Origin of the sequence: Bacillus seohaeanensis (genome assembly GCF_042684945.1) — a bacterium.
Lineage (GTDB): Bacteria > Bacillota > Bacilli > Bacillales > Bacillaceae_B > Rossellomorea > Rossellomorea seohaeanensis.
Map to the genome: position 1 here is coordinate 25,608 of NZ_JBHUMF010000005.1, position 17,148 is coordinate 42,755.

At 37.8% G+C, this 17,148-nt stretch carries 14 protein-coding genes; 2 read left to right on the plus strand and 12 right to left on the minus strand.

The features are described from left to right. Nucleotides 1-30 precede the first annotated feature (30 nt). Complete coding sequence (gene zwf / locus ACFSUL_RS02440; RefSeq protein WP_377932374.1) at nt 31-1,533, plus strand: glucose-6-phosphate dehydrogenase; 1,503 nt, start codon at nt 31-33, stop codon at nt 1,531-1,533. A gap of 391 nt (nt 1,534-1,924) precedes the next feature. Here the strand turns inward: zwf and gndA are convergent, their stop codons facing one another. From gndA to mce, 6 genes are all read right to left on the minus strand, one after another. Then, complete coding sequence (gene gndA, locus ACFSUL_RS02445) at nt 1,925-3,334, minus strand: NADP-dependent phosphogluconate dehydrogenase (RefSeq protein WP_071411399.1); 1,410 nt, start codon at nt 3,332-3,334, stop codon at nt 1,925-1,927. A gap of 268 nt (nt 3,335-3,602) precedes the next feature. Next, nucleotides 3,603-4,856, minus strand: coding sequence for a DNA polymerase IV (locus ACFSUL_RS02450; protein WP_071411398.1), 1,254 nt, complete (start codon nt 4,854-4,856; stop codon nt 3,603-3,605). A gap of 17 nt (nt 4,857-4,873) precedes the next feature. Next, entirely contained in the window at nt 4,874-5,347 is a 474-nt protein-coding gene (locus tag ACFSUL_RS02455) for a chemotaxis protein CheW (RefSeq protein WP_071411397.1), read from the minus strand. 324 nt (nt 5,348-5,671) lie between these two features. Beyond that, nucleotides 5,672-6,796, minus strand: a complete 1,125-nt coding sequence (locus ACFSUL_RS02460) for a tripeptidase T (protein WP_071411396.1) — start codon at nt 6,794-6,796, stop codon at nt 5,672-5,674. 268 nt (nt 6,797-7,064) lie between these two features. Then, entirely contained in the window at nt 7,065-8,612 is a 1,548-nt protein-coding gene (locus tag ACFSUL_RS02465) for an acyl-CoA carboxylase subunit beta (protein WP_377932377.1), read from the minus strand. Nucleotides 8,613-8,733: 121 nt separating this feature from the next. After that, on the minus strand, nt 8,734-9,141 hold the full coding sequence (gene mce, locus ACFSUL_RS02470) for a methylmalonyl-CoA epimerase (protein WP_377932379.1): 408 nt from the start codon (nt 9,139-9,141) through the stop codon (nt 8,734-8,736). Nucleotides 9,142-9,342: 201 nt separating this feature from the next. Here mce and prli42 point away from each other — a divergent pair, with 201 nt between their 5' ends. After that, a complete protein-coding gene (prli42, locus tag ACFSUL_RS02475; protein WP_377932381.1) occupies nt 9,343-9,438 on the plus strand; it encodes a stressosome-associated protein Prli42 in 96 nt (31 codons plus the stop codon). 33 nt (nt 9,439-9,471) lie between these two features. Here the strand turns inward: prli42 and ACFSUL_RS02480 are convergent, their stop codons facing one another. From ACFSUL_RS02480 to ACFSUL_RS02505, 6 genes are all read right to left on the minus strand, one after another. Further along, on the minus strand, nt 9,472-9,975 hold the full coding sequence (locus ACFSUL_RS02480; RefSeq protein ID WP_377932383.1) for a L,D-transpeptidase: 504 nt from the start codon (nt 9,973-9,975) through the stop codon (nt 9,472-9,474). 285 nt (nt 9,976-10,260) lie between these two features. Continuing rightward, complete coding sequence (locus ACFSUL_RS02485; RefSeq protein ID WP_377932385.1) at nt 10,261-11,247, minus strand: aromatic acid exporter family protein; 987 nt, start codon at nt 11,245-11,247, stop codon at nt 10,261-10,263. A 220-nt stretch (nt 11,248-11,467) separates the two neighbouring features. Continuing rightward, on the minus strand, nt 11,468-11,905 hold the full coding sequence (locus tag ACFSUL_RS02490) for a BrxA/BrxB family bacilliredoxin (protein ID WP_071411391.1): 438 nt from the start codon (nt 11,903-11,905) through the stop codon (nt 11,468-11,470). Nucleotides 11,906-12,027: 122 nt separating this feature from the next. After that, complete coding sequence (gene meaB / locus ACFSUL_RS02495; protein WP_071411390.1) at nt 12,028-13,053, minus strand: methylmalonyl Co-A mutase-associated GTPase MeaB; 1,026 nt, start codon at nt 13,051-13,053, stop codon at nt 12,028-12,030. Continuing rightward, nucleotides 13,053-15,215: a methylmalonyl-CoA mutase gene (scpA, locus tag ACFSUL_RS02500; protein ID WP_377932388.1), complete on the minus strand. Its 2,163-nt coding sequence runs from the start codon at nt 15,213-15,215 to the stop codon at nt 13,053-13,055. Before scpA ends, meaB begins: the two co-directional genes overlap by 1 nt. Next, nucleotides 15,208-17,058: a methylmalonyl-CoA mutase family protein gene (locus ACFSUL_RS02505; protein WP_377932390.1), complete on the minus strand. Its 1,851-nt coding sequence runs from the start codon at nt 17,056-17,058 to the stop codon at nt 15,208-15,210. The genes scpA and ACFSUL_RS02505 overlap by 8 nt, the downstream gene beginning before the upstream one ends. Nucleotides 17,059-17,148 lie beyond the last annotated feature (90 nt).

Below are 17,148 nucleotides of genomic sequence, written 5' to 3' on the forward strand. Positions count from 1 at the left end.
AGACAAGAGTAAAAAAGCGAGGTCGTTACTGTGAATAATACCAACACACCTTCTTCTCTTATTATGATATTCGGAGCAACAGGTGATTTAGCAAAAAGAAAATTATATCCATCCCTTTACCATCTATTCCGGAAAGGGAAAATCTCGAAAAAGTTTGCTGTAGTCGGTGTTGCACGACGCGACTGGACAAACGAACAATTTAAAGACCATGTAGAAACATCTGTACATAATGCATTAGGGAAAAATGAAGATATTAAAGAGTTCGTTTCCCATTTTCATTATCAATCACATGACGTTTCTGATAGTGACTCTTACCGTGCTTTAAAAGATTTAGCTGATGAACTAGACAATTCATATGGCCTTAATGGTAACCGCATTTTCTACTTAGCAATGGCCCCTGAGTTTTTTGGTACGATTACAGATCATTTAAAACAAGATGGTTTAACAAACACAGATGGATTCCAGCGGTTAGTCATTGAAAAACCATTTGGACACGATTTAGAATCTGCAGAAGAATTAAATATGCAAATTCGCGAGTCATTTTCCGAAGATCAAATCTATCGTATTGACCATTATTTAGGAAAAGAAATGGTACAAAACATTGAAGTCATTCGATTTGCAAATGCCCTTTTTGAACCACTTTGGAATAACCGATACATCTCAAATATCCAAATCACTTCTTCCGAAGAACTTGGTGTAGAAGAACGCGGTAGATATTATGAAAAAAGCGGTGCATTACGAGACATGGTACAAAACCATATGATGCAAATGGTTGCATTGCTTGCAATGGAACCTCCAATTAAATTAACAACAGATGAAATTCGCAGTGAAAAGGTTAGAGTATTTAGATCACTTCATTCGTATAATGAGGAAGAAGTAAAAGAAAATTTTGTTCGTGGTCAATATGGCCCTGGTGTAACAGTGGATGGTAAGGTAAAAGGTTATCGTGAAGAAGACAATGTTGATGAGCAGTCAAATACGGAAACATATGTAGCAGGAAAACTGAGCATTGATAATTTCCGTTGGGCCGGTGTTCCCTTTTACATACGGACAGGAAAAAGAATGGAAGCCAAGTCAACAAAGATTGTCATTCAGTTCAAAGATATACCAATGAACCTTTATTATAATAAAGACAATTCAATGTCTCCTAATTTGCTGGTTATTCACATCCAACCAGAGGAAGGCATAACATTGCATCTCAATGCCAAAAAGTCAGGTCAAAATATTGAAACAACACCGGTTAAATTGAACTTTGCCAACAACAGTTTCGATGGTATGAATACACCGGAAGCATACGAAAAATTATTACATGATTGCATGCGCGGAGATGCCACAAACTTCACTCATTGGGATGAAGTAAAACTCTCTTGGGCTTTCGTCGACAAAATTTCCGACTACTGGGAAAATACCCGTGAACAACATTTCCCTAACTATGAAGCAGGGACCATGGGACCTAAAGAAGCCGATCAATTGCTTGCCAAAGATGGTTTCTTCTGGTGGCCAGTAGAAAATTTAGACGTTGACCAATGCTAGTAAACAAAAAGCCGGCTCTTAAGTTTATTTACTTAAGAGCTGGCTTTTTATTTGGCTGCCTTCCAAAAAATTGTTGCTTTTAACAACAATTGAAAACATAGAGCGGAAGGTACTTGACCCCCGTGGGATAGAGAGGAAAAGTCGAGACCGCGCAAGACTGGGAATGGGTGTCTCTGGCTCCAGCAAGCTGGGCAAGCCACTTCCGCTTTTCTAAGAGGCTCGACAAGAGTCTAGTGCCTGCAGCAGAAAGGAACGGTCCCCTGCCCACAAACAACAACCTTTACGAAAACAGCCTATTTTGAATGACACACCCCAAACTTTCCTAACTATTGTAACTAAAACAAAAACCCTCTCTGCTTAAATATCAGCAGAAAGGGTTCTATTTTATTAATCAGTCAAGCCATTCTGTATGGAAAATGCCTTCTTTATCCGTACGCTCATATGTATGAGCACCGAAGTAGTCACGTTGAGCCTGGATTAAGTTTGCAGGCAATGTTTCTGTTCGATAGCTGTCATAGTAAGACAATGCCGCAGAGAAGCCTGGTACTGGAATACCGTTCTGCACAGCAATGCTAACGACCTCGCGAAGCGCATATTGATAGGTTTCCACTATCTCTTTAAAGTAAGTATCTAACAATAGATTTGTTAAATTTGACTCACGGTCGTAGGCATCTTTAATTTTTTGCAAGAATTGAGCACGAATAATGCAGCCTCCTCGGAAAATCATAGCGATGTCACCGTACTGCAAATCCCAGTCATATTCATCTGATGCTGAACGCATTTGGGCAAATCCTTGTGCATAAGAACAAATTTTACTCATATAGAGAGCTTTACGAATGGATTCAACAAACGCTTTTTTATCACCTTCAAACCCTTTTGTATCTGGTCCTTTTAGCATTTTGCTCGCTTTTACACGCTCATCTTTGATCGCAGAAATAAAGCGTGCAAATACAGATTCTGTAATAATTGGCAATGATACTCCCAAATCTAAAGCACTTTGGCTTGTCCATTTACCTGTTCCTTTTTGCCCGGCTTTATCAAGAATAACATCGACCATTGGTTTGCCTGTTTCATCATCTTTTTTCGTAAAAATATCCGCTGTAATTTCAATTAGGTAACTATCTAACTCACCTTTGTTCCAATCAGCGAAAACTTCATGAAGTTCATCTGCACCAAAGCCTAATACATTTTTCATTAGAAAATAGGATTCCGCGATTAATTGCATATCACCATACTCAATCCCATTATGAACCATTTTCACATAATGTCCTGCACCATCCGGGCCAATGTAGGTTGTACATGCATCTCCATCTACTTTAGCAGCAATATCTTTTAAAATAGGAGCAACTAAGTCATAAGCTTCCTTTTGACCACCAGGCATAATAGAAGGTCCAGTAAGAGCCCCTTCTTCACCACCTGAAACTCCTGTACCAATAAAATGAATACCTAATTCACTTAATTCGTGGTTACGACGTCTCGTGTCTTCAAAGAAAGTGTTCCCACCGTCAATTAAGATATCTCCTTTTTCAAGAAGCGGTTTTAGTTGCTCAATCGTAGCATCTGTTGGCTTTCCTGCTTTAACCATTAATAATATTTTTCTAGGTTTTTCTAATGAGTTTACAAACTCCTCAATAGTATATGTAGGTACAACATTCTTCCCTTGAGATTCATTCACCATCTCATCTGTTTTTTCACTTGAACGGTTATAAACAGAAACGGAATAACCTCTGCTCTCAATATTCCAAGCCAGATTCTTTCCCATTACGGCAAGACCGATTACACCAATTTGTTGCTGTGACATATGTCAACGTCCCTTCGTATCTAGAATAGAGTGAAACTTTAAAGTCCATGGAGAGTTTTTTTATCTCCACTACATGTTAATAGAAACAATCAAACATTTACGGGTAGTTGTTCCCTTTTTTAAGTCTTACCCAAGGAACTCACTGCCCATAAATCTAAGACAGTCTTTGGTTTTTAAGTCCATTTTAATTTAACAAGATTCCTTCTCTAGTGCAACTAATACACATTTTGCTACTTTCATTCTTTAACGTTTCCTTATTAAAACAATATCATTCCCTTAGAAAATCTTTATTGAAACTTGTATCTTCATTATTATTGGACACTGGTTTTTGCGATGTAGTGTGAACACCTCTAGAAATAGAATCTTTCCCGAATTTTTCCTGTAACTGTGACAACACATTATAGAGTGGTTCTTTTTTCGCTTCTACTTCAAAAGAAAATATATCAAGCTGCTGAAATGCCTCACTTTTTTCAACTAAGTCTTGTCCTGTTACACCTAATAAACGAATAGGGTTTCCATCCCAATGATCTAAAAATAATTTCTTGGCTATTAAAAATATATCTTCCGTCTTATTGATGGGATTTTCAGTTTTTTTACTACGTGTAATCGTTTTTCTCTTTTTATTCCTAATCATTAATTGAATGGTGGTCGCTAACATTTGTTTTTGCTTCAGACGCAAGGAAACCTTTTCAGATAACTTCTCTAGCACATAGAGAAGCTCTTGTTGATTAGTCGTATCTTTCGGTAATGTAGTAGAATTGCCGATACTTTTATAGTCATAAATCGAATCGGGATCCACCGGACGACTATCCTCCCCAGCAGCCCTTGTCTTTAATCGGATGCCGTTTATTCCCAATAATGACTTCAGCTGAATATCGTTAGCATGAACAAGATCCTGAATTGTCATGACACCAATACGATTTAACTTTTCTGCTGTTTTTTTCCCGACCCCATGCATCTCGATGATAGGAAGAGGCCATAATTTTTTCCCGATATCCCTTTTTCGTAAAACTGTTATCCCCATCGGCTTTTTCATATCAGAGGCAGTCTTTGCCAAAAATTTATTAGGTGCAATCCCGATACTGCATGGTAGGTCTAGTTGACTTTTTATTTGCTTTTGAATACGATCTGCTATTTCTAAAGGAGTTCCTAGTTCGTAGCTTGCTGTAATATCCATATACCCTTCGTCAATGGATACCGGTTCAACCAAATCGGAATATGTTCTTAGTATTTCAAACATTCCTTTTGAAGCCGAACGGTATCGTTCAAAATTAGGCTTTCTAACAATTAGCTGCGGACATAGTTTTTTCGCTTCCCATAAAGGCATTGTTGTTTTCACACCAAATTTTCTTGCTTCATAGCTGCATGTGACAATTATCCCTTTTCTTTCTTGTGGATCCCCTGCAATCGCAAGTGGCTTTCCTTTAAGACTAGGATTATAAGCCATTTCTACAGATGCATAAAAACTATTCATATCAACATGTAAGATGACTCGTCCTTTTTTTGGATAATAGGAATTCATAAAAATCAATCTTTCTATTATAGATTCACTTCATCCTTTTGACTATTTATGTACTCTTTGATTTCTTTTATACCCTCTAGTGATTCAACTAATATATGGGGATCAATCATTGTTATCAGTCTATCTTCTAAATTAATAACTCCGGAAAAATATTTTGTTTTTGAATAAGCAAGCAAACCAATATCTTTAACATTATCAGATGGTATATCAATAATTTCTTTTGCTTCTCGAACAAGAAGTCCAACATTTAATGTTTCCGAATGTATTACAATTAACCTTAAGTGTTCTGTTTGCTCAGAAACCTGTTCATACAGGACAGCTCCCAAGTCAATTACCGGAACCAACTCTCCCCGAGCTTTCACAAGACCCATTACAAATTTGGGTAAGTGAGGGATAGGTGTCACGTGTGAGAACTTTTCAATAGAAATAACGTTGGCAATAGGTAATGCATAATCCTCTTTCCCTGAATGAAAAACGACTACTTTACTCATTAATTTAAACCTCCTCAAACAATTAGCATCTTTTATTCCGCATTAACAGGCATTAATACCTCCACCTTAAGATTTAGAAAATCAAAGAGGCGTAGGTGGGAGTAACTTCCCGTAAATGCCCGATTAGTTCAACTAACAATCAGTAGGAGATGCCCCCCATTGATTGAAGTTTCATTTTATGTATATCTAATGTACCATAACTATAGCTAAATTGTACGTACTGAGATATTTCTCTTTTTTAATAGAATTTAGTAGAAGCTTCTAGTACGAATAAAAATGAGCTGATAATGGTTACCTGCCCATTATCAGCCCATACACATAAATTTATTCTCCAGCAACTTCCTTAATAATTGCTACAACTAATTCAGAAAGTTTTACTAATTCTTCAACTGGCATTCTTTCATTTGTTGTATGAATTTCTTCATAGCCTACTGCAAGATTAACTGTTGGTACACCAAAGCCAGCAATAACATTAGCATCACTACCACCGCCACTAGTTAACAGTTCACTCGGTCTACCAATCTTTTCAGCAGCACGTTTTGCAACTTCTACTACCTCATCTCCTTCTCCAAATTTGAAGCCAGGATACATCACTTGAACATCAACTTCTGCTTTTCCACCCATCTCACTTGCAGTAGTTTCAAAAGCATTTTTCATTTTCTCTACTTGAGCTTCCATTTTTTCAGAAACAAGGGATCTCGCTTCTGCTAAAACATCTACACGATCACACACAATATTCGTTGCTTGTCCACCTTCAAAACGGCCAATATTTGCCGTCGTTTCCTCATCTATACGACCAAGAGGCATTTTTGAAATTGCTTTTGAAGCAATGGTGATGGCGGAAACACCTTTTTCTGGTGCAACGCCAGCATGTGCTGTTTTTCCAAGGATTGTTGCTTTTACCTTTGCTTGTGTTGGCGCAGCAACAATAATATTTCCAACTTTCCCGTCACTATCAAGAGCAAAACCATACTTCGCCTTTACAAGAGATGAGTCAAGTGCCTTTGCTCCAACAAGGCCGGATTCTTCGCCGGCTGTAATAATAAATTGGATTGTGCCATGAGAAATATTATTTTCTTTTAACACCTTAATAGCTTCAATCATTGTAGCAAGACCTGCTTTATCATCCGCTCCTAAAATTGTCGTACCATCTGAATAAATATAACCATCGTCTTTCACTTCAGGCTTTACTCCTTTTGCAGGAACAACCGTATCCATATGAGAAGTGAAATAGATTGTATCTACACCTTCTTTCGTACCTTGTAGTGTACAAACTAAGTTCCCTGCACCATGGCCTGTTACATCTTTTGTATCATCTTCGTAAACCTCAACACCTAAATCTGTGAATTTCTTTTTCAAAATACCAGCTATTTCTGTTTCATACTTTGTTTCTGAATCAATTTGTACTAATTCTAAAAATTCATTGAGTACGCGATCATTATTAATCATTAAATAACCCCCAATTCTAAATATCTGTGAAAAATGCAAAGGATATTCCTATCCTCCCTATATGTAATCACCTCATTATTATATCGCTAATAGGTTTGATGGACAAATGAGATACTGTTCCTGCGATAGAAAGAACAGAGAAAGAGGAAGCCCTTTACTATGTGGCTTCCCCTTATTATGGTGCTCGCTAAAACTAAATGGACTACGTAAGCGTTGCTACCAATAGCCTATTTTTAGAAAATAGCCTAAAGAAGGTTTTCATGAGATTTTACAGTGGTATATTTCCATGCTTTTTACTTGGTCTTGTTTCTTTTTTGTTTCTCATCATCTCTAAACCTTGAATCAATTTTATTCTAGTTTCCCGTGGATCGATAACATCATCTACCATTCCCATTGATGCTGCTACGTAAGGATTTGCAAATTTCTCTCGATATTCTTCTATTTTTTGTTCCCTTATTTCTTCTGGATTATCGCTTCTGGCTATTTCTCTTGCAAAAATAATATTTGCTGCACCTTGTGGACCCATTACAGCAATTTCTGCATTAGGCCATGAATAAACAAGGTCTGCTCCAATAGATTTACTGTTTAAGGCAACATAGGCACCACCGTATGCTTTTCTTAAAATAACAGTAATTTTAGGGACAGTTGCTTCCGAATAGGCATAAAGGATTTTTGCACCATGACGAATGATCCCTCCATGTTCCTGTTTAATACCAGGAAAAAACCCTGTAACATCTTCAAAAGTCACGAGAGGAATATTAAAGGAATCACAGAAACGAATAAAGCGGGATGCTTTATCCGATGAGTCAATATCAAGACCTCCTGCCATAAACTTTGGCTGATTACATACTAACCCAACAACTTCACCTTTTATTCTCGCTAATCCTATCACAATATTTTTGGCAAATTCCCTTTGGACCTCCAAAAAGCTTCCTTCATCAACAATTTCTTTTATCACCGTTCTGACATCATATGGACGAATTGCGTCAAACGGAATTATGTCCGTTAAATTCGGTCTATAATCATCCTCTTTATCGGTTTCCAGTTTAGGAGCCCTTTCTTCATTACTTTGGGGCAAATAACTTAACAATAATCGGACAGATTGAAGCACTTCTTCCTCTGTTTTCCCTCTAAAATGGGCATTTCCACTAATGGAATTATGTACCTTTGAACCTCCTAGATCTTCAGAACTGATTTTCTCGCCAGTTACAGTCTCAATTACTTTCGGACCAGTAATAAACATTTGACTCGTTTCATCTACCATAAAAACAAAATCGGTAATCGCTGGTGAATATACCGCTCCACCTGCACAAGGCCCCATAATGACGGAAATTTGCGGAATAACTCCCGAATAAACAGAATTTCGATAAAAAATATGTCCGTAACCATCAAGGGAAACAACACCCTCTTGGATTCTTGCTCCTCCTGAATCATTTAATCCAATAAACGGAGCACCGTTTTTCACAGCCAAGTCCATTACATGCGCAATCTTTTTCGCATGCATTTCACCTAATGCACCACCAAATACGGTAAAGTCTTGTGAAAACAAATAAATTGGGCGACCACCTACTTTCCCGTATCCTGTGACAACACCATCTCCAGGACCGTTGACACCATCAAGACCAAAATCATTACAACGGTGTTCAATAAAAGGATTCAATTCCACAAAAGTATCTGGATCTAATAAAATGTCAATCCGCTCTCTAGCTGTTAACTTCCCCTTTTCATGCTGCTTCGCAATCTTTTTATCTCCACCGCCTAGCTCCACTTCTCTTCTTTTATCATAAAGTTCATTAATTTTTTCATAAATATCCATTTGTGAATTCCCCCTTCTGTGGTTAGAACAGACCGATTGAAGTTATTTCTTTATTAAGTGGACAAAGATAATTTTGTCTAGAAAAGAATCTGCTCTCCCATCGGTCGCTTGTGAAATTTTCTTACTCGGTTTTTTCTTTGTCGCATAATTCGTATAGCACACCATGCCCAGACTTTGGATGCATAAAAGCAACTTGTGCCCCTCCTGCACCTGGCTTTGGTTTATGATCAATCATGTTAATGCCCTTCTCTTTTAATTCATCTATTCTCTCTTGAATTCCTTTGACTCCAAAGGCAACATGATGAATCCCTTCCCCTTTTTTTGCAATAAACTTTGCAACTCCCCCCTCATCTGTTAAGGGCTCTAATAGTTCTAGCTTTACATTACCTCCGTCAATAAAAGCAACCTTTACATTTTGAGAATGCACTTCTTCTATTTTTAGGAGCTTTAGTCCTAATACGTTTTCATAAAAAGGTAGCGTCTCGTCAATTGACTTTACTGCAATACCAATATGGTCGATACCATTCATCTATACCATCTCCCTGTTATACAATAGTTGACCTTAATACCATTCGATGAACGGTGTCGAATTCCCTGCTTTTTTTATTAATTTCAGAAAGCGATTACAATTATCCAGTGGTTGTCTTCCTATACTAATCACGGTAAAATAAGAAATGTCTTTAATAATTTTTTACCTTTCACTATATGAAAAGAGATAGGGAGAGACATTATGCGCAATAAAAAAATCCAAAAGATTGTTGTATTTTTAATGTTGATTGCCATGATTGCAACAACAGTATTAACTGGCTTAGCGATGTTTCTATAAGAAAAAGGACCCGTTATAACGAGTCCTTTTTTATTACCACAGGGCACCTTGCTCCTCACCGAGCTCCTGAAAGCTTTTATTCGATTTGACCACATATACTTTCGTTCCAATTGGCACTTTCTCATAAAGAATTTCTACTTGAGAACTTAGCATACGAATGCACCCATTAGAAATATATTTACCAATGCTAGACGGGTGATTTGTGCCGTGTATACCATATATTCTTCCATCTGTCCCCTTAGCATCGAAGCCAATCCATCGGGTTCCTAAAGGGTTTCTAGGGTCACCTCCAGGTATATTCTTTTTCCTGTAATAAGGATTTTTCGCTTTAACTGTAACGTTAAATAAACCCTCAGGTGTTAATTCAGTTGTTTTGCCTGTCCCTACTTGGAACGTATTTTCAATTTCTCCATTCACAATAAAAGCCAATTGATTGCTAGTCTTATTCACGATCAAAAAAGGATCTCCTGGTAGCGGATTCCTCCCAAGAGGCCAAATCGGTGAAGTCACTAGAAGTATTGCAAGAAATAGCCGCATAACATCACCCTTTATTTCATGTTATCCCGCATTAACGGGCAGTACCCCCCACCTCAAGCGTTGGAGAGGATTAAAGAAGATTTGGTGGGGGATACCTGCCCGTATCTAGTTGCGGCTCCTAGCACCTCGAGTCATAAGCTGTACTGCTTGCTATGTGGCAAACTACGCCACTCCGCAGTCCATCTTATGCTTGTCGGTGCTGGACAGTCGCCTCCACTTTTAGGCATAAAAGCCCGATTGGTTCAACTAACAATCGGTGGGATCCCCACTGATTGAAGTTTCACTTTATGCATAGTTTACATCTTTTTTGTTTTTCTCATTCTTTTTTATTCCTTTAAAAGAACTTTTGATTAACAAATATTGCTCCATCTCCAAAACAAATTGATAAAGTGCTGCCCGTGCTTCAAATTCTTCTCGGGTTTTAGGAAGCTCCATCTCTTGAAATTCTACTTTCATATCATATAACTTTTTCAAATAAAGAAGTGCTGTGTTTCCAGGATGAATATTTTCACTCAATTCTTCCATAAAATCCGCTATTCTTCTTCCTTGTTCAACTGTGAGTGAAATGGAGGTTACAATTGGCAGTACTCTTTGAATAATATCAAACTGTCTTTCCCGCATTTTAAAATAAAGATAGTACAAGTTTTCGTTCCGTAAGAAATGATTCTCAACATCTTTAAATGCCAATGATTTTGCTTCACGTAAAAGCCTTTCTGTTTCGGTGATTTCTTTTCCATCCCAGTTGCTGTCATTGGTTCGTAAATATTTAATTATTTCACAAAAGATTTGGTGAAAATTCTCCTCAACTTTCTCCTGATAATCCACCAATTTATTTTCAACACTAGGCATATATAAATTCATAATCAGCGCAATACCAATTCCGACAACAATAATACCTAACTCATTTAGTAGCATAGGTAAGGTAACATTTCCAGCTGAATAGATATGCAGAATAATAACAATACTTGTTACAATACCTTCCTTTGCTTTTACAGCCACCGTTGTAGGGATAAAAAAAAGCAATAAAAGACCTATTATAAAAGGATGATAAGCAATGAATTCGAAAAACACTGTTGAAAAAACCATTGCTAGTACGCAAGCAAGAAACCTAGTCCAAGCTGCTTTAACTGATTTTTTCTTTGTGTTTTGAATACAGAGTATGGTAATGATTCCTGCAGAAACAAAGTTTCCCAATTGAAGCCATTCAGCAAGGCTGATAGCAATCGCTGTACCGACTCCAGTTTTTAACGTACGATATCCTATTCGAAACATGTTTTGTTTCTCCTAACTGCTATGTAAGTAATAATGAAATTATATGTAAACACACTCCACCACTTTAGTTTTACATATGTAAAAAGAAAAAATACCTTTTTACGATAAAGTAAAGCTTCAATCAATAAGGGGGTTTTTACTCCCCTCGATACAAGATAAAAACGAAAATAGAAAGTAAAAAACTAGGAAACAGAGTATGCTTCCTAGTTTAATAAAAGGATTAAACCTCTTCGCAATATTGGTCAAAATAGGATTGCAGTTTATTTACAACAGACATAGGATCATGTCCCTCTATTTCATGTCTTTCAACCATCGTCAACAGTTTTCCATCTTTTAATAGAGCAAAAGATGGTGATGATGGCGGGTAACCAGTGAAATAGCTGCGAGCTTTTGCAGTTGCCTCTTTGTCTTGACCTGCAAAAACAGTTACTAATTGATCTGGACGTTTATCAAAGTGGATGGCATGTGCTGCTGCTGGACGCGCGATTCCTCCTGCACAACCACATACAGAGTTAACCATAACCAATGTTGTTCCTTCTTTTGTCAATGCTCCCTCTACTTCTTCTGGAGTCGCAAGCTGTTTATAGCCAGCAGATTCAATTTCTTGACGAGCTTGACCTACTACATCATTCATAAACAAATTAAAATCCATTTCCATGGTCTACTCTCCTTTTTATAACAACAATGTTGTTTAATGTAACCCCATCATACCAAGACTGAACCTTGAATATCAAATAAATTTGCTTAGCATACTAAAGTGTCATTAGAAAAGTAAAATTTTTACTGATCATTGTATATTTTCATAAGACTTTCAACCGCTTTGGTTGAAGTATATTCTTCATTAAGGATACTCTCCTCCCACCGTGGAAGCTCCTTTTTAATGGCACTATTCTGGAAAAATTCGTTTAATACTCTGTCTTTAAGCATCGAATAAAACCATTCTTGTGTCTGCTGCATTCTTCGTTCAGAGAAGACCCCACTCTTCTTCGTATCTGCTTCAAATCGTTGAATAGTGTCCCAAAGTTTATCGATTCCTATATTCTCGAGAGCTGAGCATGTGTAGGCTCTAGTAGACCATCCTTTTGTTGCAGGCTGGAGGAAATGAAGAATTTGATTAAGCTCACGCCTTGTTTTTTTTGCAAGGGCTTGGTTCTCGCCATCGGCCTTATTGACGACAAGAGCATCAGCTAATTCTATGATTCCTTTTTTCATCCCTTGTAGTTCATCACCAGCACCTGTAATGACTAATAATAAAAAGAAGTCAACCATCTCTCTTACAACAACTTCACTCTGTCCGACACCGACTGTTTCAATGATTACGATATCATAACCTGCTGCTTCACATAGAAGCATTGTTTCTTTTGTTTTTCGATGAACCCCTCCGAGAGTTCCGGCAGTTGGAGAAGGACGCACGAACGCATTTGGATTACGTGCTAATTTTTCCATTCTTGTTTTATCGCCTAGAATACTCCCTCCAGAAACAGTAGAACTCGGATCAATTGCTAAAACAGCTACACGATAACCTAAATTACATAAATGCTCCCCAAAACTTTCAATAAAGGTACTTTTTCCAGCTCCCGGGACACCTGTAATCCCAATCCGGAGACTATTCCCTGTAAATGGTAACAATTCCTGTAGAAGCTTTTGGCCATTTTCATAATGTTGTCCTTTATTACTTTCAATTAGTGTTATTGCTTTCGCTAGTTGACCACGATCATTATCGAGAATTCCCCTTTTTAATTCTTCGATGGACCCTTTCTCACCATTTCTTTTCACAAATCGTTTACGGCGATTACTATCACTCATTACCCTTGCACTTCCTCATAGCCGAGGCGGTAATAAATTTCTTCAATTACCTTTTGTGCGGCAACAGGAATAATGGTTCCAGGTCCAAACACGGCAGATGCCCCATTATTTAGAAGAAATTCGTAGTCTTTAGCAGGAATTACTCCGCCAATTACAACAATAATATCCTCACGTCCCAGTTTTTTTAATTCCTGAATTAATTGAGGTAGCAATGTTTTGTGTCCTGCCGCAAGCGAACTAACACCAATGACATGCACATCGTTCTCGACTGCCTGCAACGCAGTTTCTTCAGGTGTTTGAAATAACGGACCGATATCAACATCAAAGCCTAGATCAGCGAATGCTGTCGCTATAACCTTTGCTCCCCTATCGTGCCCATCCTGCCCCATTTTGGCAATTAGGATTCTTGGTCTTCTACCTTCGTTCTCAAGGAAGTCTTCTGTCATCTCTTTCACTTCCGTAATCTCTTGTTCATTAGAGAAATTCGAACTGTACACACCACTAATAGAGCGAATCGTTGCTTTATGACGTCCAGAGGCCTTTTCGATTGCAGAAGATATTTCACCAAGTGTTGCTCTCGCTCTTGCTGCATTTACTGATTTCTCTAAAAGATTCCCTTCTCCGGACGCGGCGGATTGCGTCAATTCTTGAAGTGCTTGTAAAACTTTCTCTTCATCTCTTTCCTTTTTTAACTTTTTAATTCGTTCGAGTTGCTTTTGGCGGACAACAGTATTATCGATATCTAATGTTTCAATTGGGTCTTCCTTATCTAATCGATAACGGTTTACACCAGTGATTGACTCTTTTCCCGAATCAATCATCGCTTGTCTTCTGGCAGCCGCTTCCTCAATCCTCATTTTCGGTAGCCCTGTTTCAATAGCCTTTGTCATGCCGCCAAGTTCCTCAATTTCCTCTATATGTTTCCAAGCCTTTTCCATTAACTCATTAGTGAGTGATTCCACATAATAAGACCCTGCCCAAGGATCAATCACTTTCGTAATTCCAGTTTCTTCTTGTAAATAAAGCTGCGTATTACGGGCAATTCTCGCTGAAAAATCGGTTGGAAGTGCTATCGCTTCATCCAGTGCATTTGTATGCAATGACTGCGTATGTCCCATTGCTGCAGCATGTGCCTCTATCAATGTTCTTGTTACATTATTAAATGGGTCTTGTTCCGTTAAACTCCAACCGGAAGTTTGCGAGTGAGTTCGGAGAGCCATTGATTTTGAATTTTCAGGATGGAAGGTTTGCATCATTTTTGCCCAAATTCGTCTAGCTGCTCTTAATTTGCTCACTTCCATAAAGTAGTTCATCCCTATCCCCCAGAAAAACGATAAACGCGGTGCAAAAGAGTCAATATCAATTCCAGCAGACAAACCTGTCCGTACATATTCCAAACCGTCCGCAAGTGTATACGCTAGTTCAATATCTGCTGTCGCTCCTGCCTCTTGCATATGATATCCAGATATACTGATGCTGTTGAACTTCGGCATATACTTAGAGGTATATTCAAAAATATCCGAAATAATTTTCATTGACATTTTTGGAGGATAAATATATGTATTGCGGACCATATATTCTTTTAAAATATCATTTTGAATCGTTCCAGTTAATTTTTCCTTTGAAACACCCTGCTCTTCTGCCGTCACAATATAATATGCCATGATTGGTAATACTGCACCATTCATTGTCATCGAGACAGACATTTGATCGAGCGGAATCTCATCAAAAAGAATTTTCATATCTAAAATGGAATCGATTGCTACCCCAGCTTTTCCAACATCCCCAACAACACGCGGGTGATCAGAATCATATCCTCGATGCGTCGCTAAATCAAAAGCAACAGAAAGACCTTTTTGCCCCATTGCCAAATTTCTGCGGTAAAAGGCATTGCTCTCTTCTGCAGTAGAAAAACCAGCATATTGTCTAACTGTCCATGGTCTATTTACATACATTGTTGGGTATGGTCCTCTTGTATAAGGAGGGAGACCTGGGAGATCGTTCAAGTGCTCCACATTGACTATATCTTCTTTTGTATAAACAGATTTAATTGGAATTTGTTCATTTGTTTGAAAGGCAGGACCGTTTTCCGCTAATGAACTACTCTCATACGCATAATCCGCCTTAAACGGATCTAAGTGTGCAAAATTCGGTTTACTCATTGTGATTCTCCCCTTCCCAAATGTTTAGAATGTTTGTTAACGTTGCAAATATATCCTGACCGCTATAGATAGAACCGCTTAAGCCTTTTTCTTTCCATTCAAGATATTTTTGTCCATCGGGTTTTCCAGCAATATTAACAATGCTAGTTGGACTTATTTCTTGAACTACTTGAAGAGCATCCATTACATAAGAAGTATAGTCTTCGTCTGTTCCACAGATAACATAGTAATCAAGCCTTTTATTTTTAATAAATGTAGAGATATCTTCCTGTGAATGACATTCTGAGCTTTTCACAACAGAGATTCCTCCAGATGCTAATACACCGGATATATAATCGGCTCTTGCTTTATGATCTTTAAGAGAACCTAAGCATATCAACCCTGCGGTAACAGAATACTGTTTGTTTTTTAGATATTCAGCCTTCACACGTAGTTCTTCAAACGCTTCACTCAAACGATGAGTACGTAAAGGTGTAATAGACTCATAGGAATCAAGAGAAACATTTTGTGTGTCCTGCTTTGCTTGTATTGACAGTGACTCTTCTAAATTTGCAAATATATTTGTTCCAATCATAGCTTTTTTTCTAGTTACTAAATCCTTTTTCTTCTCTTTAAGCACTTTTTCAATTTCACGCTGAATGGAACCTTCTCGTAAATGATGAAGCACTCCTCCGCTTTCATCTAACTGTACAAACAAGTCCCAGGCTTTTTTCCCTATCTCCTCTGTCAATGTTTCTATAAAATACGATCCTGCCCCAGGGTCTGCTACCTTACTTAAATGAGATTCTTCTTTAAGAATATGCTGCGTATTACGAGCAATCCTCTCTGATAATGGGTTTGTTTCTCCACTGAACTCATTAAACTGGCCGACTTTTAAATAATCAATTCCACCAAGAACAGCAGAAAAAGCTTCTCCTCCTGCACGCAACACATTAACATACGAGTCTAGGTTTGATTTTGAAAACTTAGAAGTCTCGGCACTAATTATTATTTTATCTTCTAAATTGGAAACACCGTACGCTTTCAAAACAGTAGCCCATAATTGCTTGAACGCCCTTAATTTAGCTATCTCCATAAAAAATTGACTGCTGATGGAAAAATGGAAAACCATCCGTTCTGCAACTTCTTCCACACTCCAATTGCTATCTGTTAACCATTCTATATACTGGACTCCTTCCATTAATCCATAGGCAAGCTCTTGAACAGCATTGCTACCCGCATTGTGATACGGTGAAGAATCTATTAAAATTGTTTTTATCTTCGGACTTATCTGCTTCACTTTTGTAATGTTATCAATCCAGCTCTGAAAGTCATCTGAATCCGCAGCAAGAAGCTTGCCTGATTCCAACCTGTTTGAAATAATATCGGATGCCATGACTCCTTGAACGCCCTGCTCAGACTTGGCTTCTGTGGAGTAGGATAATAGATAAGAAGTAAACAGCTCCACAGTATTTTTCTCAATGATAAAAAGTGGCAGCGGTGAAGAAACAACTTTACGACATAGCTCTTCTAGCTCTTTATTCATGTGTTGATTTTGTATAGAAAGTGATAAACAGTTTTGGCCATTTACTAGACAACTCTCTACTTTATCCTCTATTTCTTTAAGCGAGTTTCCTATTATCTCTTGAGCAATATACCAATCGTTCTCATTCTTCCTTATAAGTTGATCCTCTTTGGTACTTCGATCCTCACTCGTGTAAAGCGGCTTCAACTCGATGGTTTCATAGGTTTTTGTATGTAGTTCTTCTGATTTTTTCCCCTTTAATGTTTTTTCTACTGTCCGTTCCCAATCTGATAGGTTATATTTTTCAAAAGATTGAGATTTCATCTCTTTAATTTTCATTTTTCTCCCTCCCCAGCAGAATTTGAAATCGTTTCCAAAATAAAGATTCAAAGGTTCTGAATTTTTATACTAATGCTATTTTAGTATAAA

Bases quoted from the DNA above. Each gene is read 5' to 3' on its own strand.
- gndA (WP_071411399.1), bottom strand. From the start codon at position 3,334: ATGTCACAGCAACAAATTGGTGTAATCGGTCTTGCCGTAATGGGAAAG.
- ACFSUL_RS02450 (WP_071411398.1), bottom strand. From the start codon at position 4,856: ATGAATTCCTATTATCCAAAAAAAGGACGAGTCATCTTACATGTTGAT.
- ACFSUL_RS02455 (WP_071411397.1), bottom strand. From the start codon at position 5,347: ATGAGTAAAGTAGTCGTTTTTCATTCAGGGAAAGAGGATTATGCATTA.
- ACFSUL_RS02460 (WP_071411396.1), bottom strand. From the start codon at position 6,796: ATGATTAATAATGATCGCGTACTCAATGAATTTTTAGAATTAGTACAA.
- ACFSUL_RS02465 (WP_377932377.1), bottom strand. From the start codon at position 8,612: ATGGATATTTATGAAAAAATTAATGAACTTTATGATAAAAGAAGAGAA.
- mce (WP_377932379.1), bottom strand. From the start codon at position 9,141: ATGAATGGTATCGACCATATTGGTATTGCAGTAAAGTCAATTGACGAG.
- prli42 (WP_377932381.1), top strand. From the start codon at position 9,343: ATGCGCAATAAAAAAATCCAAAAGATTGTTGTATTTTTAATGTTGATT.
- ACFSUL_RS02480 (WP_377932383.1), bottom strand. From the start codon at position 9,975: ATGCGGCTATTTCTTGCAATACTTCTAGTGACTTCACCGATTTGGCCT.
- ACFSUL_RS02485 (WP_377932385.1), bottom strand. From the start codon at position 11,247: ATGTTTCGAATAGGATATCGTACGTTAAAAACTGGAGTCGGTACAGCG.
- ACFSUL_RS02490 (WP_071411391.1), bottom strand. From the start codon at position 11,905: ATGGAAATGGATTTTAATTTGTTTATGAATGATGTAGTAGGTCAAGCT.
- meaB (WP_071411390.1), bottom strand. From the start codon at position 13,053: ATGAGTGATAGTAATCGCCGTAAACGATTTGTGAAAAGAAATGGTGAG.
- scpA (WP_377932388.1), bottom strand. From the start codon at position 15,215: ATGAGTAAACCGAATTTTGCACACTTAGATCCGTTTAAGGCGGATTAT.
- ACFSUL_RS02505 (WP_377932390.1), bottom strand. From the start codon at position 17,058: ATGAAAATTAAAGAGATGAAATCTCAATCTTTTGAAAAATATAACCTA.